Source organism: Candidatus Latescibacter sp., from assembly GCA_030692375.1.
Lineage (GTDB): Bacteria > Latescibacterota > Latescibacteria > Latescibacterales > Latescibacteraceae > JAUYCD01.
This window is the reverse complement of record JAUYCD010000107.1, coordinates 1-21,924: the sequence shown is the minus strand read 5'-3', so window position 1 is coordinate 21,924 and position 21,924 is coordinate 1. Positions and strand designations below refer to the sequence as shown.

The window sequence follows — 21,924 nt, the reverse complement described above, 5'->3', positions numbered from 1 at the left end:
TACAAAGGCACAGAGGGACTTTTTTTATTCTTTCGGTACTTTCCAGCGCACTACACCCATATGGTAACGGTCGTGAAACCGGTTTTTATCGCTGTAGTAGGCGGTCACTACGGTGCCGTCTTCAAATTGGACGCTGGAAGGATATCCGCCGTCATTGCCGCCGTAAGAGACCACAATCATGGGCTGTCCCCAGCTCAGCCCGTTGTCATTGCTGACACGCGCCCCGATACCGTGAGATCCCCACCGGATGCCATAGGTCAAAAGGATGCGACCGTCAGAGAGTTTCAGGAGGTGTCCAGGGTGCTCGCCCGGATTGGTTAATCCGCTGCCGTATAAATTTTCCGGTATTATCCAGGACTTTCCGCGATTTTCCGAAATCAGCAGCGCCAGAGAAGCGTTCCGTGTGAAAGTCCGTGCGGCAGCCAGAAAACGGTTCTGTGAAGTAAGGAGGAGGGACGTTTCGTTATAATTCCCAAGGGCGGGATTCTCGAGGGCGCCGCTCCCGCCGATTATGGCCGGGTCCTGCCAGGTTCTGCCGTCATCGGTGCTGAAAAAAACGTAGGCGCGGTTTATTCCGGGTATCGATACGGCATCGTAAAGTGAAACGGCAAGGGTGCCACCGTTCACCCGGATGATATTTCCAAAAGGAATAAGATTCGGCATGCCCTCCTGGAGCCTCACCTCTCCGCTGCGGTCCCAGGTTTCGCCTTCGTCGCGGGAGCGGCTGACCATCACCGGAAGAATGTATTCACGAAAGTCCTTACCGCCCCATCCGGAACAAAGCACCACTAGGGAACCATCGTTGCTTATCCCGGAAGCATGATTCATCCGGATGGTTTTGGGTTCGTGAGGAGAAGGCGTTCCGGAAAATTTCCATGTCCTGCCGCCGTCTCCACTCACGTAGCAGTCCACATCGCCTTCCATGAGGCCGTGTGATGGCTTGTTGAACAGAGTGGCCGCAATGGCGCCGTCCGGCAGGAGGGTAAGACTCGGCCATGCGCAGACATTGTCCACCGCCACGATATTTTCAACATTCCGGACTATCAACGGTTCGGCAGCTTTAAGGGGAGCGACGGACAGGAAAAATAGGGTAAAAGCCCACAAAACTAAATTCCTTTAAATTGGACGATGACATGCCGAACTTGTTGCCGCTTCGCGGGAACGATGAAACCGTTTCTGCATCTATTTACAACGGTGCGTTCGTATATATAATTACAGAATTCCTCGTAGCTTGCTGCGGGGAAAGATCCCCCCTGTCCTTCGGACATCCCCCCTTATTAAGGGGGGTAACCGATACCATCGGCGGTAGATTGATTTTTCTATTTTATCCCTCTTAGTAAGGGGGATGTCACCGAAGGTGACAGGGGGATTATCTTTGGATACCTCGCAGTTCGCTGCGGGGTAATTCATTTACCGGAGCGAACTATTGATCTGTACTCATTTTTTTGAGATTTTCGGCTGCCGGACTGTACCAGGGAGCAATCTTCAGCGCTTTCTCGAATCCTGTGCGAGCCCCTTCCCGGTCCCCTTTGGCCAGAAGAGTCTCTCCCAGGTTGTTCTGCGCCTCCACATACCGGGGCCGTATTTCCAGCGCTTTCGTGTAATTCGCCGCGGCGCCGTCAAGGTCGCCCTTCATCTTAAGGGTGTTGCCGATTTCAAAAAAGGCTTCCGAACAGGATGGTCTTTTCTCAAGTCCCTTGTTAAGGCTCTTTAGAGCGCCCGGAATATCCCCCTGCTCACGGTGCATCACCCCGGCGGCTATATAGGGGTCCGGCTGTCCGGGCTCGATGTGCATGGCCTGACGGTAATATTCCATGGCTTTCGTATATTCTTTGCGAGTGCGGAAGACGTTTCCCAGCTGGACAACCGCATCTCCCAGGGTAGGGATTTTTTCATGAGCTTGCCGGAAATGGTCGAGCGCTTCGTCGGAGTCCCCCATGTGAAGGAGCAGAACGCCTAAATAGTAATGAGCATCATAGTTATCGGGAATGATCCGGAGAGACTTTTCAAAATAGGCGCGCGCATTCTCACGATCCCCGATAAAGCTGTAACAGCGTCCGAGGAAATAATGTCCCTGGAAATCATAGGGGGCGATTTCCAGAAACTGCCGGTAAAGGGGGATCGCCTCATCGTAAAGCCCCTGGACATATTTATCCATGGCGGTCTCAAAATATCCTTCCCCCATATACCGGGTCTGGCCGGCTCCACCCGGTGAAAAAGCTGTTAACAATCCGGCGCAAAATAAAGCCTTGACAAAACGAATGTTTATACTCCGATAAACCATAAAAAAGAATTTCTCCCGGATTCCCTCTTGACGAAAACCTCACCCGGCCTTCGGCCACCCTCTCCTAATTAGGAGAGGGTAAAAATATGGTGCATAATGAGTTACCCCCTCTCCTGACTAGGAGAGGGGGACAGGGGGTGAGGTTTCATGCTTCAGATTTCAGATACTTCACAAACCCTCTTTACGGCGCAGCCCTTTACGGCGGTCGGCTTTCCTCCGGTCAAGCCTGCTCAGAGCACGCACAGGGCGGCCTTCCCGCAGCACCGCAGTTTCGATGTCCCGAACGGTCCATACTCCAAATCCGGAACGGCGATCTCCTCTCCTCCGTTGAGCAGCCATGCGACGGTCGAATCCTTTCCGGCGATCCCTCACACCAGGGATATATTCACGGCATGTACTGAATTTCTTGGCGGCTTCAATTATAACTTTGCATGTAAGATCTATACCCAGTTTTGAGGAGCTGACCACCAAGTGGTAAGCAAGAGGATCGTCCCAACCGGCATGGAAGTTTCGCTCGATGAAATTTCTCCGCATGCTGTCAGATTTTTTTATACGCTCCAGCGCCTCCGTCTCGGAAATTTTATAATGCTCCCTGATCCAGTAAACTCTTGAAATAATATCGGCAATGATACGAACATGGAAGGCATTTTCCAAGTCCTTGAGAATGTATTGTCCTCCTCGGCCGACTATGACAATGTTACCTTTTTCAGCAAGCCCGATAAGAACATTTTTGACATACTCCATATAACCCTCAGGATTAAGGCGGCTCACCTCATCCATATATTTCCCTTTTTCCCGGAGAAATTTATCCGTGCGGGGAACTATAATCGATTTCAGCCATTCTATTGTTCTTGATTCAGATCTCTCATCGAGACTTTTTGCGTGTTCGAAGCTTACACCGGCCTCTTCCGCCACCCGTATGATGAGGCTGGAATCGACTAAACTATATCCCAACCCCTCGGCCACATCGGATGCTATGATATCGCCTCCCGATCCTGTTAGTCTGGCAATAGTTACAATCGCCATGGTTCCCTCCTTCCGGATAAAAAAGATGCTTCATTTCACTTCAATTTGATAGATAACGTAAAACGAACCTTAATACAATCATTTTTTGAATATACAATGCATTTCCCTTCCTGCTTCGATAGTGTATAAATAAGTTGACACCATACCGGGAATTTTGGTATCTTGATAAAGTACAGAACCTTAGAATGAAGACTTTTGGAGAAAGGATTACCTGTGAGACAAGAATCTTTAGATTTTTTAAGAAACATGCTCGAAAAACCAAGCCCCTCAGGGTACGAGCAGCCTGTGCAGGAAATGTGGCGCACCTATACCTGGGCTTTTGCCGATAATGTGCACACCGATGTCCATGGCAATTCCATAGGCGTGATAAATCCCCAGGGAACACCACGGGTGCTGTTTGCCGGACACTGCGATGAAATCGGATTTATGGTACGGTACATTGACGATAAGGGATTTCTCTACTTTGGGGCGATCGGCGGTTTCGATGAAACCATTATTCCCGGAAGAAGAGTGACCATTCATACTGTGAACGGTTCAGTTCCCGGTGTGATCGGGAAGGCGCCCATCCACCTCATCAAGACTGAAGACCGCAAGAAGGGGGCAGAGATAACCGATCTCTGGATTGACATATGCGCGAAGGATAAAAAAGAAGCCGAATCCATAGTGGCAATAGGCGACCCGGTCACCTACCGTTACGATTTCATGCAGGTCAGGGATGATTACTATACTGCACGCGGTTTCGACGACCGCATCGGTTCATTCATAGTGGCGGAGATACTGCGGGAACTGGCCGATTCAACCGCTCTCAAGGCATCGGTGTACAGCGTTTCCACTGTTCAGGAAGAAATCGGGCTGAGAGGCGCCCACACAAGCGCATACGGCATAGATCCCCAGGTGGGAGTAGCTACCGATGTCACCTTTGCCACCGATCACCCCGGACTCGATCAGAAGCATTTCGGCGATATCAGGCTCGGATCCGGCCCGGTAATAGCCCGCGGCCCGAATATCAATCCCCGGGTATTTGATCTTCTGACAGAAACCGCAAAAAAGAATAACATACCCTACCAGGTGGAGGGAATTCCAAAATCCACAGGCACCGATGCCAATGCCATCCAGTTGACCAGGGCAGGTGTCGCTTCGGGGCTGGTATCGGTTCCTGCGAGGTACATGCATACACCGGTTGAGACTCTCTGCCTCTCGGATGTGGAGTACACGGTGAAACTCATGGCCGCTTTCGCTGAAGCGATAACTCCCGAAATGAAATTCATTCCGTAAATATAGAGGACCCCGGGAAGCATTGATATGGAATGTTATTCTCGGGTAGAGAGATGATTAAATCAAAGGTTTCTTTAATTCATTTAGGGAGTGTGTCGAGTTCGCGAAGGAAGCTTCCGTATATCATGCGCACGACAAGCCAAGCCTCCAGGAAGATAAAGAACAATCCCCCACACACCGACATATAGAAAAAGAATTCCTGGAATCCCGCGGCGACTATACGAGGGTCACTTGTCCCCGAATGGGCGATTGCCGAGATTGCACGAGAGAAGGAACGGATTACTGTGAGGAATCCAGTCACCGCAACGAGCCCCGCGAAGAAAGGGATGCTGTCTATAAAAAAGGCAATGCGGCGGAGCTGTTCCGTACGGCGGCGGCGGATAAGCATATCAACAACCCATACAACAACAACCAGCGTGACAAAAGCAATTATGGATGCCAACGTATAGATCGATATGAAACAATAAATACATTCGAGTGACATTGGTCTACTCCTGTAAGCTTTGCGTTTGGCTTTAGAATCTATGAGTTGGTTTCTGTTACGATGAGGCAGGGAGCTTCTTTATGTTCTTCCTATATAACAGACGGAGCAAAAACCAGACCTCGAAAAAGACGAAAAACAACAACCATGCGATTATTGCAGTAAGGAAAGCACTCAGCATCACCTTAAACATGAAATCCCATTCTTTCCAGGAAAAAGTCATTTGCCATCTCTGAGCAATTTTGGAAAGGGTTATTTCCCTTGGAATTGTGGACATGGCAATTTTCCCCGCCGATTGCATCAGGGCGATGCATGTCCCGGTGAACGCCATGAATCCGGCGATGACAAGGATGCTGTCCACAGCGGGAAGAAGCCCCTCCAGCCGCGCCGTGCCCCTGCGCCGCACGAGCAGGACGACGTCGGCAATGGCGACAACCGCGGCGACCGCCGCCGACACGAGGATGAACTTCATGGAGACTGGTTCGAGATATTCAACCATCACTTCCCTCCTTTGAAATGTTTACCGGCAACACACGACGAAGCATCCTAATAATTAAATTGAGAATATAAAGTGAGCAATTATCATTTCTGAATGACTTACAGTGTAAGCGTAAATGAATTGACTCTCAGCCATTTTTTCCGGGTTTTGTAATCGGGCAGGATGGATTCCACAAGCTTCCAGTAAGCCGGGGAATGGTTCCGGTGAATACAGTGGGCAAGCTCATGTACCACCATGTAATCGATGATACCGGGCGGGGCCATGACCAGAAGCCAGTTGAAACTGAGATTTCCCCGAATCGAGCAGCTTCCCCATCGGCTTCGCAGGGTCTTCACCCGGATCAGATTGGCTTTCAATCCGAGCGCATCCTGATAGAATCCCACCCTGTCACGGAATATCTGCGCTGCCTGCCGTATATACCATTCTTCCAGGCGCCGGCCGATATAGCTCCGTTCTTGGCCGTCGAGCCCCGAAGGCACACCGATTAAGAGCCGCCCCTCATGCAGGCTGATTCCGGTCGAATCCCATAAAATCTCCATACGGCATAACTCCCCCTGATAGAGGAATTCTTCACCTTCTTTATATTGCTTCGGTTTTAACCGCGCATTCCTGGCTTCATGTATGGAAATTCTTTTCCGGATCCAGGCAGATTTGCTCCTCACAATTTCGCAGATCCGGCTCTCGCTGATTTTAAGTGGAGCATGTACTGTAATGATGTTATCGGAGGATACTCGTATGCCGATGGTTCTGCGGCGGGGTGTTCGGATGAGAGTATAGTTGATGTCGGTCATGGCAATTAATCAATATTATTCATAAAAGAAGGATTTAGCCTCGAAACTACAGCCCTTCAAAAAGTATGTATAAGTATTTGTTTATAATAAGCTTATAAAATATTTATGTAACTTTTTATCGTCCCGTGAGAAGGGAAATGTGCTTCCCTATATGGGAGACAAGGAACCTTCTGTAAGTTTCCCGGTGCGTCCGGAGTGTGTTCCGCAATTCATCGCCCATTGTCCTGAGAACAACTCCGAACGCTATATGCAGGACCTGCCGGACATCCGGGTCATCGGCAATCAGCCTTAAAGCCTCATCCCGGCTGAGTCCGGAAGGATCCGGCGCCCGGCGGACATCGGCGGAAATCTGATAGCTCGCCGCGTTTTCCTCGAATGTCTCGATGGAGAGGGAAAGAATCCTCCGGAAAAGATCGAAATCCTCGGAAGCGGCGGTCTTTACCGCCTCCAGGTAGGAGGTGCCGGCGGTTTTGACATGGAAGAAACCATCGGTTATCTCACCGAATAGAGGATAGATACTGAATTTGTCCGAGCCGGAATGGAGGCTCAGCCGGTAATTTCCAAGCTGGCGGGATAGAGCGTAATGCGCCCGGAGAGAGCGGCTGAATCCTTCGATCGAGCCACGGTAATCGATGCCTTTTTCAAAATCCCCCTCGAACCGTGGAGCAAGGCTGAAAAGATTTACTTCATTGAGCGCCAGCTCGGTAGCAATGATGCGGTGGTCGAGCACAGAGGTCGCAGTCCGTGTTTCATCGATGGACAGTTCGAAATTAAACCGGGATTCGCCGAAAAGACCGGCCAGATGACGGTATGCCAATGCAGCATGACGGATTGCGCTGAGGTATTTGACTCCCGACCGCACCACTTCTCTTCGGCTGGCCCCCGCGCTCTCTTCGTATCTGTCTATGAATGTCTCGCCTTTTTTTATGTCCGGAAAGAGGGCATCGAATTTTCGAGACAATACTTCATCTGTATATGTTTCCGCGTCATTATCAATTTTCTCAGAGGGATCGATGGTGAACATGGTGAATCCCGCCTGCACCGCAGTATCGATATCCTCGATGGTTTTGAGGTGATCGGCGTCGGAACCCCATTCCGAGGTATATCCTTCGCGGAAAACCGACCAGGTGACATCGTCCATCACATTTTCGAATGAGCGTCCGGTCTTGTGATTTTCCCTTACCGACTGCTGGGCCAGAACCGGTGTGAGACTGCTCTTCCGAATTGCCTCGATATGGCCGGGGGTTGCTGCTCCCCTGCCCCCGATACGGTCGCCGGCGCCGAACGATTCTCGGCACTCCAGGAGAACGGGACCGGTATGGGGAAGGACTGCCCGGAGCTGCACAGCATTCTGGTGGTCGAGAGGAGCCGCCAGGAGATATATCGTTTTCACACCGTCGCTCTCGGTATACACTTCCCCGTGAAAACCGGTCAAGGTACCGGGGTAGTGTGAAAGAACGGCCAATCGTTCATCCCCGTCCGGTTCAGCCAGAGCAAATATTCCCCTATCAGTAACCGTCACCGACGGTACGACCAGGCCATCGATTCCCGAAAAAGCGCCCCGGACAGAGTCCGGTGATAGTTTTCCGGCCAGCGCTCCAGTTTGAATAGCTTTTTTCAGCAGTGTTCTCATGAATCTATCCTTTACCGGGCCAGCCATCCGCCGTCAACCGGCAGAACAGTGCCATGAATATAATCCGCAGCTTCGGAACCCAGGAACAGAAAAGGCCCGACAAGGTCTTCCGGAAATCCCCATCTTCCCGAAGGCAGCCGGTCGAGAACAGTTGCGTTCCGTTTCGGGTCATCATGAATGGGACGGGTGATCTGTGTAAGAATGTATCCGGGAGCGATGGCGTTGACATTGATTCCATACTGGGCCCATTCGTTGCAGAGGGCCTTGGTAACCTGTGTGATGCCGGCTTTTCCGGCGGCGTAGGAGGCCACCATGACCCCGCCGCTCCAGGCCAGCATGCTCGAGGTGTTGATAATTTTACCTCCCTGGCCGCGCTCGATCATGTGACGGCCTGCCTCGCGGCACATGTAAAACGCCCCTTTACATTGAATATCCACTACGAAATCCCATTTATCTTCCGGATAATCAACAGCCGGAGAACGGAACAGGACTCCGGCGCCGTTGATAAGAACGTCTATCTTGCCGAAATCTTTGATGATCTGCGCCACCGTTTCGATTATAGAGGGGACTTTCGAAACATCCAGCTTGTAAACTCTTGCAACTCCGCCGCCAGCCTCGATGGATTTTTGGGTTTCTTCAGCTCCGGCCATATTGATGTCGCAGACGGCTACCGCGGCTCCCGCCTCGCCATAACCTTTCGCAACCGCCTGGAATATGCCTGATGAAGCGCCGGTTATGACCGCTACTTTCCCGGCGAAATTATAGGTAATATCCTTGAACTCTTTCATGCACAACCTCCCGTAAATGGATGCCGTCATGCCGAACTTGTTGCCGCTTCGCGGGAACGATGCAAGCGCAGCGCATCTTTTAGCAACCGTTTCGGCATCTAACAATTTAACAAAGTTTTGCACAAACTTCTTATAAAAGATAATACATCATACGATTGTGAGCAACCTAGAGCTTGAAGGAAAATTACGGGGAATTATCTTTTTTAGAAAAAACTCCTTGACAGTATAATAGATTACACAGATATTAGTGTATAATCTATTACACAGCGCGGTAAATATTCACGGTCATGGCTGAAAAGCTTTTTCGGTTTAACAATGCACTAGTTGAAAGGGATAAAAAAACATGTCAAAAAAACTCACCGACCGTCAGATGGCAATTCTAACCTTTATCAGAGATTTTGCAGTAGACAGAGGATATCCGCCAACCATTCCCGAGATTCAGAAAGAATTCGGTATCAGGTCCCCCAACGGGGTGAACAACCATATTAAAGCGCTTATCCGTAAAGGATACATCATACGTGATTCCTCACGGGCTCGTGCGCTGGAAATAGTCGGCCTTCACGATGGTATCCCTTTACTCGGACTTGTTGCGGCCGGCGCTCCGCTATTGGCGGAAGAGAATTTCGACGGTTACTTCAATCTGCCGGAAATATACAATTCGAGCGGTGTGTTTGCTTTACGGGTCAAAGGCAGCAGCATGCAAAATGCGGGGATTTTCGACGGGGATTTTGTGATTGTCCGGATTCAACCGACAGTCGAACAGGGGGAAATCGGGGTCGCCCTTATCAACGGGGAGGCAACGGTGAAAAGAATCTACTGCGATGGCAACATAATCCGTCTCATCCCGGAAAATGAAACCATGCAGCCGATGACCGTGATGCGCACCGATCCGGGATTCAGTATAGGAGGCAAAGTCATCGGGGTGGTTCGGCGGCTGTAAGTTAATGACAAAAGATGAATGGTACGATGCATGCGCGGAAGCTGCGGCGATAATTGAGAAACAGGTGCCGGAAGTCTATCGTTCGAGGACATTTTCCGGCATCATCGGCGATATCAAGGCTCTCTCCCCGAAAAAAGCCCAGTCGCTCATCGCCCGTAAAAAGGGGCTGGGAAGCCAGTATGCCCGGCTCTATCTAACCCGCGGAATCGACCACGGCAGTGGGTATCAGGCATGCGCTTCGGAAGCCCTGGGCTTTGTGCTGGGAGAGAAAAAGCATGACCTCCTTGGCGGTAGGATTCTCGATGTAGGATGTGCTGTGGGTGTTACCGCCGGGGTATTGTCCTTACTCCGGGTGACCGGTTTCGACCTGTTTCCCGATCTTCTCCGCGCGGCAATGCTCATCGATTCATTGTCCGGGGAAAAGCATGACTATGCGGTGGCCGATATGACCCGTGACTGGCCGTTCGCCTGCATGTTCGACGCTGTGGTCTGCGGGCTGGTATGCCACCATCTCAAGGAGCAGTCCGGGATTCTCTCTTTTTTTTCCAGCGCCGGCCGTGTGCTCCGGCCCGGCGGCTCCCTGGTGATCACTCTCCCTTCCGGTTCGATTTCGTATGCATGGCAGTTGGAAAATCTGATGAACACCCTGGAGATGTTCGGATTCGCCCCTGAGGAGGGTCTGTGCGGAATGGCGCTCTCCACGGACTCCCCCCATTCCCTTTTCTGGATGTACACTCTCGTTTTCAGAAAGACCGGACTGTCAAAGGGCTCGGTATTCATACATCCCGGATTCGGGTTTCCCGAATACCGCACCCCGGTCAGCCGTGAGGAAAAAGGAATACAGGCCAGGTCCTCAGGCTCGAGGAACCGCATGGTCAGACATCGATCTTTTCGATTTCTGCGTCTCGAAGCGCTGAAAAAAGCATGCGGAGAGAAAGCGCTGGTGTTTGAAACGGTGGAAGAAATGCAGGAAAAATAAGGGTAACTCGCAAAGTTAGCATAAGACGACTAGATTATTCTTGACATACGTTATCAATGTGATTACATTGTAATTACATTGCATGGAGGGGTTCTCATATGAAGACACATTTGATTCGTATCGGTAATTCACGAGGTATCAGGTTGCCCAAGCCGCTTCTTGTTCAGGCAGGCCTAACCGAGGAAATTGACCTTCAGATTCAAGATGGTACTATAGTTATTTCAAGCGCCTCTGCGCCTCGAAGTGGCTGGGCTGAATCAGCAAAAATGATGAGTCAAAATCAAGATGACAGACTATTGGATCACCATCGGCCCACGAAGTTCGATGAGACAGAATGGAAATGGTAAAGGTAGGTGAGGTTCGACGCGGAGACGTATTTTTAATCAACTTAAATCCGACTATCGGTGATGAGATAGAGAAGGTGCGTCCTTGCCTGGTTGTATCGCCGGATGAGCTCAATTTGTTCTTGAAGACTTTTATAGTTGCGCCTCTTACAACAGGCGGTTATCTCTATCCATTCCGAGTTCCATGCCGGTTTCATGGTAAATCCGGTTTTGTGGTCTTAGATCAGATTCGCACCGTCGATCGAGACCGTTTTGTTCGCCATGTTGGCAAGATTTCTCCATCTGTACTCAAGCAGGTACTTGGAGTATTGCAGGAAATGTTTTCACCATGAATTTGGCCTAAGAACTTATCCATAATTAAGTATTTTCAAGCGTTTTAAGGCAGCCCCCTTCTGGCCTTTCAGGCCACCTTCCCCCCTTGCGGGGGGCAGGAAAAGTATGTGGCGTCTCAACTTCCCTTGCCCCCATTTATGGGGGAAAGGGATCGAGGGATAGGGGGCATTGAGTAGATGCAACCGGAGAATTTCTGTTTACGGACCAGCTCTAAATAATTCAAGCGAATCAGTGGTTCAGACAATCTTTCAATATCCCCTTTTTTTCACCATCTCTGTCCGGTTCGCCCTCTGCTCGGCGCCGCCTTTGAACGCTCCGGATGAGAGGACGCCCGGTGTATTCCCGGTCCTCTTAATTATTTCCTCGGCCAGCTGGATCATGCACGCCCAAAATATCAGGGTTATAATAATTCCTGAGGTAGGGCACACTTTCTTATCCAAACCCGGCATAGCAAAAAAACCGCCGGTATCGCATCCGCCAAGATGGAAGTCCGTTTCATCAGCAATCGTTTTTCCGGAAGGTTTTTTCCCGTTAATGGTAGACGGGCCGATAGAGGAGATTTTCATTCCCGCATCGCGGAATTTTTTCAACATGCGTATATCGACCGAGTAATCGGGGCGGTAAACTCCCATGATCATATAGTCCTTGTCAGTCCCCTTGAAATTGGGATCGTCGGCGAAAGTGGTGTTGAGAAGCGCCAGCCCGCCACGTTTGGCGCTGGCTTCGGAGGAGAGAGCTTCGCGGTAACGGCTGTAGACAAACAGCTTTCCGCCGGACAGGATACGGTCTGCGGCTTCACCTGCGACACGATTCAAAGTATCCATTTCAGTATTTATCCGCCGAATTTCCCTAATAATTTCATTTATATAGGCAGAAACGAGCGGTTTTCTGAGATTCACCCGGGGCGTGTTTTGCGGAAGTTGTGGCCCATCACCTTTGACTTTCACCGAAACGCCTTCCGCCGCGAGCAGACGCACTGCATCGGCGGTCATGGCCCAGTAGGTCGCCATGTTGAGAGCTCCCGAAGTCGGCCCGGTGGGCGCAGTCTCGCCGGGCAGATAGATAAGAGCGCTGTACAGGTTGATGTAGGTCTCAATCCAGATATTTGAATACTTCCTGACAAGCAGCTTTTGATTCTCTTCGGTCAACTGTTCTGAATGTTCAATGTCTCCGCACCAGGAATTCGGTCCGCCGATTATAAAAAAGCCTTTTTTATCAATGTCCTCATCGAGCGGTTTCCTGATAACATTGATGAGCAACAGATCGCCTTTTTTCGGCTGGACGGGCGGCGTTCCCATGGTATAGCCCATAATGAACAGATCGGTATCACCGGGCCGGTCGGGAAACATGTCGCCGTCGAACGAATGCCCGGTCTCCCACTGGCAGAAACATTTCCCGTCGCTTTTATAGGTACGGGCAATATTTTCGGAAGCTTTCAGCAGGTTTTCTCCCTGGAAGTCGCGGATTTTTTCCAACAGTTTAATTACCTGGTCAAGATATTCGAGGCAGAGAGACCTGGATTTACTTTCCCCGGGGAAAGCTGCCAGGGGAGAACCCATAAGGCTCAGGCCGAGGAAAGGGAGAGTTTTTATGGCGCCGCGTCGGTTCATAAAGGTATCCTCTTTTCATCATCTTTTATCACATGCATCATACAAATCAGTGGTTCGGACTATTTTCTTTTTACTTTGTGCCTTTGTGTCTGATTCTGCGCCGTTCATCCTTTCCTCGCCTGCTCCTGTACGGTTTCTATCAAAGCGAGCATGTTTTCAAGCGGCACATCCCCTTCGATAGACTGGGCCGGAGCGCAGATATATCCGCCCCTTTTCCCTGATTGAATAAGCCGTGACGTTTCCCTGCGAACCTCTTCCGGTGTACCGAACGGCAAAAGCTGTTGAGTGGAGAGACCGCCGTAAAAAGAAAGCTTCCCGCTGTAACGGCTCATGAGGGCATGCGCATCCATGGCCTCCGGCTGAAGCGGGTTGAAACAGTGCACTCCCGCCTCAATAAGATCATCGAAAAGCTCGTCCACATCGCCGCAGGAATGGATGAGAACATACTTCCCCGTCTCGCGGACAACGCTGTACAACCGCCGGATAACCGGCAGGATGAACTTTCTCCACAGAGCTGGACCCATGAGAAGGCCGTGCTGCTGTCCCCAGTCGTCAAGGAAATAAACCCCGTCAATGTCGTACGTCAGTGCGATTTTTATATGCTCGATCTGGTAATCTGCAATGGTGTGAAAAAGCTCATCTACGAAGTTGGGATTCTCAAGGAAATCCACCATCAGATTTTCCATGCCCCGCAGGGTCCAGGCGCGCTCGAACAGCGACAGTCCCATGTTGAACACCCTGAACCGGTCGCAATAGAGGGCAATCTGCTCCCCTATATCGCAAAAGAAGCGGGGATCGACCCGGCTCGGAAAATCATATCCTTTCAGGGTGGGTTTTTTCAGCACATACTCATGAATGGCGCCGAAATTCATGTCCACGTTCCTGTCCCACACTACTCCATAAAGATCCCGGTAGCAGTTATCCCCCAGGTCAACGAAGAAACCGAGCACGCTCCCCAGACGGAGAAGGTGGTTATCGAGAACACTTTCCAGGTCGGTGTGGCCATAATGCCCTATGAGTTTTTCCCTGGCTCCCTGAGAAAAGGTGAAATGCCAGGGTACATAGGGTGGAGCTTTGTGATCCAGCGATGCCTTTACTACCTCTCTTTTTATCATGAATCACTTCCGGGTATCATGATCCGGGCCTTTCCACAAAGATTAATGAACCGGACCGCGTGAAACAAGAAAAAAGATTATCTCTCGCAAAGTTCGCGAAGAAAGTAGGTGCTTTGTCACCGGCAACTTCCTTTTTATGGGAATGAAAAAACAGCCCCCATTTTGAGGCGTTGTATTATATTGAAAGATTATTGCTGCGATGATACTTCGGAAGGTTGCTTTATTTCGCCACGCTGATACAGTGATGTAATTCAAATATACCGGAGGAGATTCAGATGGTTTGTCCTCACTGTGGGAAGGAAACTCCTGCTGATCGCTCAAAGTGCATCAATTGCGGCGCGGAATTGAAACACATTGCTCCTGTTCCCCCCGGCCCTGCGGACAGAACTCAGATAACCCAATCTGCGGGAACGGAAAAAACCGCTGTTGTTCCCCCTTCTGCGCCAATTCAGCCTGATCTCGAAAAACCTGCTCCTCAATCCACCGCCTCGGAAGAAACACAGCTCCGTGAGACGCTCTCAGGGCGTTATGAAATTATCCGCAAGCTCGGCTCGGGAGGCATGGCCTCAGTTTACCTCGCCCGTGAAATCGCTCTCAACCGTGAGGTGGCCATCAAAGTGCTTCCCCAGGCTCTTCTCCGCGACGAGGATTTTGTCATCCGGTTCAAAAATGAGGCGCAGATCTCCGCCAACCTGGAGCACCCCAATATCGTGCGGATTTACCAGATCAGCGAGGAGAAGAATCTCTGTTATTTCGTGATGAGCTACATTCCGGGAGGCTCCATCGGCGACCAGATCAAAACGAACAAGACCATCGAAATCGACGATATCATCCAGTGGGGGGCAGAAGTCTGCTCGGCGCTTTCCTATGCCCACCAGCAGGGAGTCATACACCGTGACCTGAAACCCGACAACATCATGCTCGACAAGAGCCGCCGCGCGGTAGTGATGGATTTCGGCATAGCCCGCGCTGCGATCGGAACCCGGCTCACCCAGACCGGCGCGGTGATCGGCACCCCGCAGTACATGAGTCCCGAACAGGCCAGGGGGAAGGAACTCGACGGCCGCAGCGATATCTATTCAATGGGCATGGTACTCTACCAGATGGCAACGGGGACTCTGCCTTTCCAGGCCTCCGATGCGGCTTCGCTCATGTACATGCATGTCCACGAGAATCCTGAGCCTCCGGATGTCCGTAACGCCAAGGTTCCTGTCTGGCTCCGTGACATCATTCTCAAATGCCTGTCCAAGAATCCCGATGACCGGTTCGCAACCGCCGATGAGCTGGGAAAAGCGCTTGCGGTGCGGATGAGACCGAAACTAACCAGAACGCTCATGGCAGACCGCATAGGAGAACGGACAAGCCGGACAGCCTTATATATCGGTGTTGCAGTTGTCGTCCTGGCGGCGATTGGATTTTTCGCCTGGCAGAAATTAAGTCAGGCACCTTCTGCGCCGCAGACCGCAGTTGCCCCTGCACCCACGGGAGAAGGAAAAACCGGCACGGATGCCCAGGCGCGCGAGGATGATTCGGCGTTCCGTCAGGCCGAGATGGTCAACACCGAGCTGTCCTATACCATCTATCTCAAGTCGTTTCCCCAGGGCCGCCATGCATCCGAAGCCCAGACGAGGATAACCGCATTCCAGGCGAACAAGCCCCTTCCGAAGCCAGAGATCAAACCGGAGCAGCCACAGGTCGCTATCAAATCTACAGCTACAGCCCAGCAGCCCGCGTCCGAGACAAACAAGCAGGCTGATCTCAACCGTGAGGACAATCTGGCTTTCCAGCAGGCCGAAATTGCCGGGACAAGGCAGGCCTATTCCAATTACCTCAAGCTCTATCCATCCGGCATCCATTCAGCGGATGCAAAATCGAAAATCGCCGCCCTCGACGAGCAGGAAACCCAGAAAACCAAAACCCAGGCAGAAGAAGAAAATCGCAAGGAAGACCAGACCTTCCAACTGGCGGAAAACACCCGCACCGTCCAGGCATACAAAACCTTTCTTATCACCTACCCGAACGGCCGTCATAGCGCCGACGCCAAGGCGAAAATCTCCGCGTTTGAAGAAGCGGCGGCGGCCGGCGACCGGATCCGGCTGGCGCTGAACACCCTTTCCATGAAGCTGGTGAACATCCCCGGCGGAAGTTTCATGATGGGTTCGGATAAGGGCGGAGGCGATGAGAAACCGGCGCACGCTGTGACAGTCAACCCCTTCCAGATGAGCGAGACCGAGATCACCCAGACCCAGTTCCAGGATCTCATGAAATCCAATCCTGCCTTTTTCAAAGCATCCGGCGCAAATCCGGTGGAGCGGGTGAGCTGGTTCGACGCCATCACCTTCTGCAACCGTCTCAGCGAGAGAGCCAAGCTCGATCCCTGCTACGATCTGAAAACCGGCGCCTGCGATTTCACCAAAAACGGCTTCCGTCTGCCGACCGAGGCGGAATGGGAATACGCCTGCCGCGCCGAAACCGGCACCGATTATTCCACCGGCGACGGTCCCAACGCGCTCAACCGCGCAGGCTGGTATACCGACAACAGCGGGGAAAAAACCCACCCGGTCGGCCAGAAAACCGCCAACGCCTGGGGGCTATTCGACATGCACGGCAATGTGTGGGAGTGGTGCCAGGACTGGTACGCCAAGGACTATTACGCCGGTTCCCCGAAACAGAACGCCGCCGGGCCTTCCTCCGGTTCCGAGCGTGTCCTGCGCGGCGGGAGCTGGATCGACAACACCGGTTCCTGCAAAGCCTCCAAGCGCCGCAGTTACAGCCCGAACAAGAACTACTCGGATATCGGGTTCAGGGTGGCGAGGAGGGGGTGAGGCGGGGAGAACGATATTTAACGATAGAGATTAACAATACCACGATTAAGATTGTCTCTCTTGAGCGGATTTTATACCTAATCAGAGTCCTATTTGCACACTCTTACACAATCTCTTTTACAAGCAGAATAAAAAGATAAATGTATGCTTATAGTGGCCGCTGGCGTATTCTATCTCGCTCTACGACAGTAAACTTGTTTTCTAAAACTATTTCAGTGGAGGAAAGCAGGCGCAGCATGACTTGAAAGTGGAATGTTTTCATTTGCCAGAAATTACATCACAATATCTCGTCAAGGATAGTGTACACGGCTTCATCATGGATACATTCTGCTGTAAATGCAAACACAGCTTGAAGGGATTCCCGTGTCAATGTCTGGTAATTCTCCAAAATCTGTTCTTCTGTCCATCCCTGAGAGAGAAGCTGTAGTATAAATTCAACCGCTATTCGGGTCCCCTTAATCACAGGTTTTCCCATGAGAACCGAGGGATCGCTGTCAATGTGTTTTCTCCAATCCATAGTATTTACCTCTGTTTATGGTGAGTCTTGTTTGTTCCGCAGCGATAGTTCACCAGGGTCGCCCAAGGATAGCCGTAAGCGCCGACGACGAGGAAGCATACATCATGGTCTAATAAGTTTTGTAACATGTCTCGGTAATCTTCGTTCAACATATTCCGAACCCCTCGATGACCACAGTTCAGCCGTCAGCTCCCACATGAAAGAGATGCATTCCGCTGGGATTTAAGAAATGCTTTAGATTTATTGTGCCCTTTATCATAAGCAGCGACACCAAGTTCCACTGATACCAAAATATAATAATTCATCTCCGTGTCAAGCGAAATAACATCGTGCATCATCCCTTCTCTTTTCCCTTTCCATTCCTCCCTCATGTACTTAAATTACTTCCATTCCATACATAAAGAAAGGTTTCAACCATTTCACTAGGAGTCTCCCATGTCATCACGCCGTACTTTCATGCACGCAACAGCTATGGCGGGTATCGCCGGGATCGTGGCCTCCGGGCGCGCCCCTGCGTTCGCCCAGACCCTTAATACCATGCGGATCGGCCAGGTCGGCCTCGGCTCGCACAGCTTTCTCATGAACCTGGTGAATCCCCCGAAGGATTTCAAGGGAAATACCAAAATCGTCTCCGCCGGGGTCTGGGATGACTATCCGGGAGTAGCCGAGGCTATGGGAAAGCGCGGCTATGGCAAACCCTACAGCGACCTTGAGCAGCTTATCAGGGATTCGGACGGCATCCATGTGGAGCATGCCGACTACCGGCGGGTGTTCGAGTTCGCCCGTCCGGCGCTTGAGGCCGGGAAGCCGGTGTTCATCAACCGCCCGTTTACCGCAACCATCGCCGACGCCGAGGAAGCTGTCCGCATGGCCAAAGCCTACAATGCCCCGATCATGTCCGCCTCATCGCTGGAATTTCAGCCGGTAGTGGCGCAGATGCAGGCGTTTGTGAAGGAAAAAGGGCCGGTTCGCGCCTATGAAGCCTACTGTCCCGAGCCGCATTTCACCTGGCATTTTCCCCATGTTATCAACTACGCCCATGCGGCCCTCGGCGGCGGTATCGACACCGCGTATTTCACCGGCGACTATGTCATGTCCCTCGAAGAGCGCGAGGACAAGGTCAGGCTGATGGGAACCTCCCTCTGCGTGTTCAACTACAAGCCGAAGGAGGGCCAGCCCCCGATGATCGGCATGAACCATGTCGGCAGCTATCCGGGGAGCTATCACATCAATATCTTCGCGGTCAAGGAAAACAAGATGTTCGAGGCGGGGATGACCGACACCAGCGTCATGTACTACATGTTCTTCGCTTTGTACGATTTCTTCACCCAGCGCAAACCGCCCCGTCCCTACGAGGCGATTCTCGAACAGCACCGCGCGCTCGTGGCGGCCAATGTCTCACGGCTCACCGTACGTCCGGTCAAACTCGAAAGCCTCGGCGGCGATGACTCACTGCCGTACAATGAATCGATACGGCGGTACCTTGTGCGAAGGACGCTGGGGAAAAAGTAAATAAGCAGCAAAGTAACGGAGTGATAAAGTTACAAAGAAAAAAATCAAAAGAGAACGGAATGGGGAGACAGTATGAAAAAAAAGCATCTGATCCTGAGCGGTGTCATTGTATTGTTTCTCGGCATTATCCTGGTCAATTCCGGTCTTGCCCGTGAGTACAAAGGGGTGACTTTCCCCGACGCCGAAACCATCGGCGGAGCAGCCTGCAAGCTCAACGGCATCGGCCTCCGCAAAAAGCTGATAATCAATGTATACCTGGGCGCGCTCTACCTTGAAAAGCCTTCCGCAACAGCCGCTGAGGTCATTTCCTCCGACCAGGTGAAACGGGTTGTGCTCCATTTCATCTACAATAATGTCAGCCCCAATGATCTGGTGAATGCCTGGAATGAGGGATTCGAGAAAAATGCCCCCGCCCAGAAAGCTGCTCTTCAGTACCGTATCAACACTTTCAACGGTTATTTCACCGAGCCGGTAAAAAGCGGAGAAAAGATTATCATCACCTATATCCCCGGACAGGGAACCGAGGTTTCCATCAAGGGAAAGGTAAAAGGAGTCATTCAGGGCAAGGATTTCATGGAGGGGCTTTTCTCGATATGGTTCGGGAAGAATCCTCCCACCGAAGGTCTGAAAAAGGGAATGCTTGGGGAGTAAAAAAGACAAGGATGAAGACAGAATCCAGAAGTCAGAATCCAGAATGCGGTTGAGGAATATTAACGTCAGCAAAATCTATCATTGAGTGGATACAATTGGGAGTTCAACCTTTTCGGTAGCGAAGAGGCCAACTAAAACACGTATCGCCAAAATACGGGAGAGCTTCCGGAAGCATTACGGTATTACATTAAACAAAAAATAACGAAGCGTTGTCCTATTATTTCTCATCTCATTCAAAAGGGGAAATCCATGAAAACAGGAAAATTTGGACTGGCCATCGCACTTTTCGCATCTGTCATGATCATGCTGCCCGGCTGCGCGGCAAGTAACAAAGTAAAAGGCGGCGCCATCGGTGCGGGAGTGGGTGGTGCCATCGGCGCGATCATCGGCCACCAAACCGGGAACAAGACAACCGGGGCTATCATCGGGGCGGCGGTGGGCGGGACCGCGGGTGTGCTCATCGGCCGGAATATGGACAAACAGGCCGAAGAGTTAAAGAAAGTGGAAGGCGCCAAGGTGGAGCGGGTCGGTGAAGGTATTCAGCTTACCATGGAATCGGGAATTCTTTTCCAGACCAATCAGGCCACCCTCCAGGCACAAGCCCGGCAGAATATCCAGAAGATAGCGGAAGTGCTCAAGAAGTACCCCGAGACCGACATCGTTGTTGCAGGACATACCGATTCTGATGGCGCCGAGGATTACAACCAGAAGCTTTCCGAGCGCCGTGCACAATCGGTGACGGATTACCTGAAAAACCTGGGAGTGTCCGATGCACGCCTGAAGATGGTCGGTTACGGCGAAACCCAGCCGGTGGCGTCCAATGACACCGCTGCGGGGAAACAGGCCAACCGCCGCGTGGAAGTGGCCATCATGGCCAACGAGAATATGAAAAAAGCCGCCCAGGAAGGTAAACTACAATAATCCATATACACTGAGCCTTTTTCATTATTCAAATATCTTTTCATCGATCCAGTTCGGCCAGGGATGAGGCGCCTCCCAGTCATCGGGCAGGTCCGCTACCCGTACCATCTGCCCGTTGTGATCCACATGGGATTTGAATCCGGTGAGGAAAATCCGGGTCTTCTGGAGGATATAATCATAGCTCCACTGCATCTTCCTGGTCTCGAACATGCGCTGCATGGCGAACACGGTCGGGAAGAAAAGCTGGTAGAGACGATTCAGGGGCTCGCCCGCTTCCCAATAATTCATGATGTCCCACCAGCCGCCGGAATAGTAGATTTTCATACCTGCGTTTGCCCGCTGCCCGGTTATCTGCTGCTGGGTAGCCACAAAGGGCTTTGTCTGTTCGCCCACTCCCTCGATCTTGATCCCGTTGTACTGTAGCGATAAGAGTCCCCAGTGCATGGTGTTCTTCACCGCCGGGGTGATCTCCCGCCACCAGCCGTCCGCCTGCAGGCTCACCTGCGCCACATCCAGTCCGAGAATGGCCAGCATGAAATAGAGCCCGTGAACGCCGTGCTGCGGATACTCGAACCCCGCAGAATTATCCCCGGTTGCGCCGAGGATGGTCCGTTTCTCACGGAGCAGTTCCTCAACCTTCCATCGGCCTACCTGCGCTTCCTTGATGTATTCACGCTCATCGGTGCAGAGAATCGGAGCGTTATACTTCTTCGCCCGCTCCACTATCTCATTGGCCGCTTTCATGCTGAGCGCAAAGGGACGGTTGATGTAGCAGGGGATTCCGGCCTCAAGATAAGGTTTGGTAAGCTGCGGCCACCATTTGACCTCGTTGAACCCGGCAAATATCATGCCGTCCACCTTGTCCACCATGTCATAGTAATTTTTAACCGCCTGGCACTTGTATTTCTTGGCGAACGCTTCGGCAAGCTCCGGGCGCGAGTCCCAGCAGTGGGTGATGTTCATGGTGGTAGAGCGCACAGGCCAGATGTTGGGCTCGACCGGATTGATGGTCGGCGCCCAGATGCTGTAATTCATGTGGCTGTTGTCGCCCAGAGCGATGACCCCGACATTGAGGAGTTCCACAGTGGCGCGTGTTTTTTTAGGTTTGGCGGAAGAAGTCGGTTTCTGGGCTTCCACTTTTCCGGCGGCGGCGCCGGCGGCCAGGGCGGCGCTTCCTATAAATGTGCGGCGTGACTGTTTTGCACCCATAAACTTTTCATCCTTTATAAGGAGTTGTATTTTTTATGAAAGGGCAGAATTTAACCCGGATTATTCATAAAGTTACATAAGTATTTTATCAACTTGTTTATAAATAAATACTTATACCTACTTTGAGAAGGCAGCTCCCTAAATCCCCCAGAGGGGGACTTAACGAGGTAAATATAATAACACGTAAGTGC

20 protein-coding genes are annotated in these 21,924 nt (G+C 51.5%); 8 read left to right on the top strand and 12 right to left on the bottom strand.

From position 1 onward, the window contains the following. Positions 1-24 precede the first annotated feature (24 nt). From Q8O92_06550 to Q8O92_06540, 3 genes are all read right to left on the bottom strand, one after another. Entirely contained in the window at positions 25-1,104 is a 1,080-nt protein-coding gene (locus tag Q8O92_06550) for a sialidase family protein (GenBank protein ID MDP2982968.1), read from the bottom strand. Between the two features lie 319 nt (positions 1,105-1,423). Continuing rightward, positions 1,424-2,284, bottom strand: a complete 861-nt coding sequence (locus Q8O92_06545; protein MDP2982967.1) for a tetratricopeptide repeat protein — start codon at positions 2,282-2,284, stop codon at positions 1,424-1,426. 168 nt (positions 2,285-2,452) lie between these two features. Next, entirely contained in the window at positions 2,453-3,310 is an 858-nt protein-coding gene (locus Q8O92_06540; protein MDP2982966.1) for a cytidylate kinase-like family protein, read from the bottom strand. A gap of 213 nt (positions 3,311-3,523) precedes the next feature. On the opposite strand from Q8O92_06540, the gene Q8O92_06535 reads away from it, so the two are divergent. Beyond that, positions 3,524-4,585 carry a M42 family metallopeptidase gene (locus tag Q8O92_06535; protein ID MDP2982965.1) on the top strand — a complete coding sequence of 354 codons (1,062 nt, stop codon included), beginning with the start codon at positions 3,524-3,526 and terminating at the stop codon, positions 4,583-4,585. A gap of 79 nt (positions 4,586-4,664) precedes the next feature. On the opposite strand, the gene Q8O92_06530 is transcribed toward Q8O92_06535, so the two are convergent. From Q8O92_06530 to Q8O92_06510, 5 genes are all read right to left on the bottom strand, one after another. Then, positions 4,665-5,069, bottom strand: a complete 405-nt coding sequence (locus Q8O92_06530; protein ID MDP2982964.1) for a hypothetical protein — start codon at positions 5,067-5,069, stop codon at positions 4,665-4,667. Between the two features lie 55 nt (positions 5,070-5,124). Further along, a complete protein-coding gene (locus Q8O92_06525) occupies positions 5,125-5,565 on the bottom strand; it encodes a hypothetical protein (GenBank protein ID MDP2982963.1) in 441 nt (146 codons plus the stop codon). A gap of 98 nt (positions 5,566-5,663) precedes the next feature. Further along, positions 5,664-6,356: a SprT family zinc-dependent metalloprotease gene (locus Q8O92_06520; GenBank protein ID MDP2982962.1), complete on the bottom strand. Its 693-nt coding sequence runs from the start codon at positions 6,354-6,356 to the stop codon at positions 5,664-5,666. 115 nt (positions 6,357-6,471) lie between these two features. Then, complete coding sequence (locus Q8O92_06515) at positions 6,472-7,989, bottom strand: tagaturonate epimerase family protein (protein MDP2982961.1); 1,518 nt, start codon at positions 7,987-7,989, stop codon at positions 6,472-6,474. Positions 7,990-8,000: 11 nt separating this feature from the next. Then, complete coding sequence (locus tag Q8O92_06510; protein MDP2982960.1) at positions 8,001-8,777, bottom strand: SDR family oxidoreductase; 777 nt, start codon at positions 8,775-8,777, stop codon at positions 8,001-8,003. Positions 8,778-9,120: 343 nt separating this feature from the next. Between Q8O92_06510 and lexA the strand changes: the two genes are divergently transcribed. The 3 genes from lexA to Q8O92_06495 all read left to right on the top strand — a co-directional run bounded on the left by lexA (position 9,121) and on the right by Q8O92_06495 (position 11,372). Beyond that, a complete protein-coding gene (gene lexA / locus Q8O92_06505; protein MDP2982959.1) occupies positions 9,121-9,717 on the top strand; it encodes a transcriptional repressor LexA in 597 nt (198 codons plus the stop codon). A 4-nt stretch (positions 9,718-9,721) separates the two neighbouring features. After that, positions 9,722-10,696, top strand: a complete 975-nt coding sequence (locus Q8O92_06500; GenBank protein ID MDP2982958.1) for a class I SAM-dependent methyltransferase — start codon at positions 9,722-9,724, stop codon at positions 10,694-10,696. A 334-nt stretch (positions 10,697-11,030) separates the two neighbouring features. After that, a complete protein-coding gene (locus Q8O92_06495) occupies positions 11,031-11,372 on the top strand; it encodes a type II toxin-antitoxin system PemK/MazF family toxin (protein ID MDP2982957.1) in 342 nt (113 codons plus the stop codon). Positions 11,373-11,621: 249 nt separating this feature from the next. Here the strand turns inward: Q8O92_06495 and Q8O92_06490 are convergent, their stop codons facing one another. Together Q8O92_06490 and Q8O92_06485 are read right to left on the bottom strand one after the other, a co-directional pair. Beyond that, positions 11,622-12,983, bottom strand: a complete 1,362-nt coding sequence (locus tag Q8O92_06490; protein MDP2982956.1) for a hypothetical protein — start codon at positions 12,981-12,983, stop codon at positions 11,622-11,624. A 104-nt stretch (positions 12,984-13,087) separates the two neighbouring features. Then, positions 13,088-14,098 carry a uroporphyrinogen decarboxylase family protein gene (locus Q8O92_06485; protein MDP2982955.1) on the bottom strand — a complete coding sequence of 337 codons (1,011 nt, stop codon included), beginning with the start codon at positions 14,096-14,098 and terminating at the stop codon, positions 13,088-13,090. A 275-nt stretch (positions 14,099-14,373) separates the two neighbouring features. Between Q8O92_06485 and Q8O92_06480 the strand changes: the two genes are divergently transcribed. Next, entirely contained in the window at positions 14,374-16,923 is a 2,550-nt protein-coding gene (locus Q8O92_06480) for an SUMF1/EgtB/PvdO family nonheme iron enzyme (GenBank protein ID MDP2982954.1), read from the top strand. A 277-nt stretch (positions 16,924-17,200) separates the two neighbouring features. Here Q8O92_06480 and Q8O92_06475 read toward each other — a convergent pair whose 3' ends face one another. Continuing rightward, positions 17,201-17,440 (bottom strand): DUF433 domain-containing protein, encoded by a 240-nt coding sequence (locus tag Q8O92_06475; GenBank protein ID MDP2982953.1) that lies wholly within the window; start codon positions 17,438-17,440, stop codon positions 17,201-17,203. Positions 17,441-17,875: 435 nt separating this feature from the next. Between Q8O92_06475 and Q8O92_06470 the strand changes: the two genes are divergently transcribed. The 3 genes from Q8O92_06470 to Q8O92_06460 all read left to right on the top strand — a co-directional run bounded on the left by Q8O92_06470 (position 17,876) and on the right by Q8O92_06460 (position 20,524). Continuing rightward, a complete protein-coding gene (locus Q8O92_06470) occupies positions 17,876-18,952 on the top strand; it encodes a Gfo/Idh/MocA family oxidoreductase (GenBank protein MDP2982952.1) in 1,077 nt (358 codons plus the stop codon). Between the two features lie 72 nt (positions 18,953-19,024). Beyond that, positions 19,025-19,603 carry a chalcone isomerase family protein gene (locus Q8O92_06465; protein ID MDP2982951.1) on the top strand — a complete coding sequence of 193 codons (579 nt, stop codon included), beginning with the start codon at positions 19,025-19,027 and terminating at the stop codon, positions 19,601-19,603. A gap of 249 nt (positions 19,604-19,852) precedes the next feature. Beyond that, positions 19,853-20,524: an OmpA family protein gene (locus Q8O92_06460; protein ID MDP2982950.1), complete on the top strand. Its 672-nt coding sequence runs from the start codon at positions 19,853-19,855 to the stop codon at positions 20,522-20,524. Positions 20,525-20,548: 24 nt separating this feature from the next. On the opposite strand, the gene Q8O92_06455 is transcribed toward Q8O92_06460, so the two are convergent. Continuing rightward, the gene (locus tag Q8O92_06455) at positions 20,549-21,733 is read right to left on the bottom strand and encodes a Gfo/Idh/MocA family oxidoreductase (GenBank protein ID MDP2982949.1); all 1,185 of its coding nucleotides are present in this window, start codon (positions 21,731-21,733) and stop codon (positions 20,549-20,551) included. Positions 21,734-21,924 lie beyond the last annotated feature (191 nt).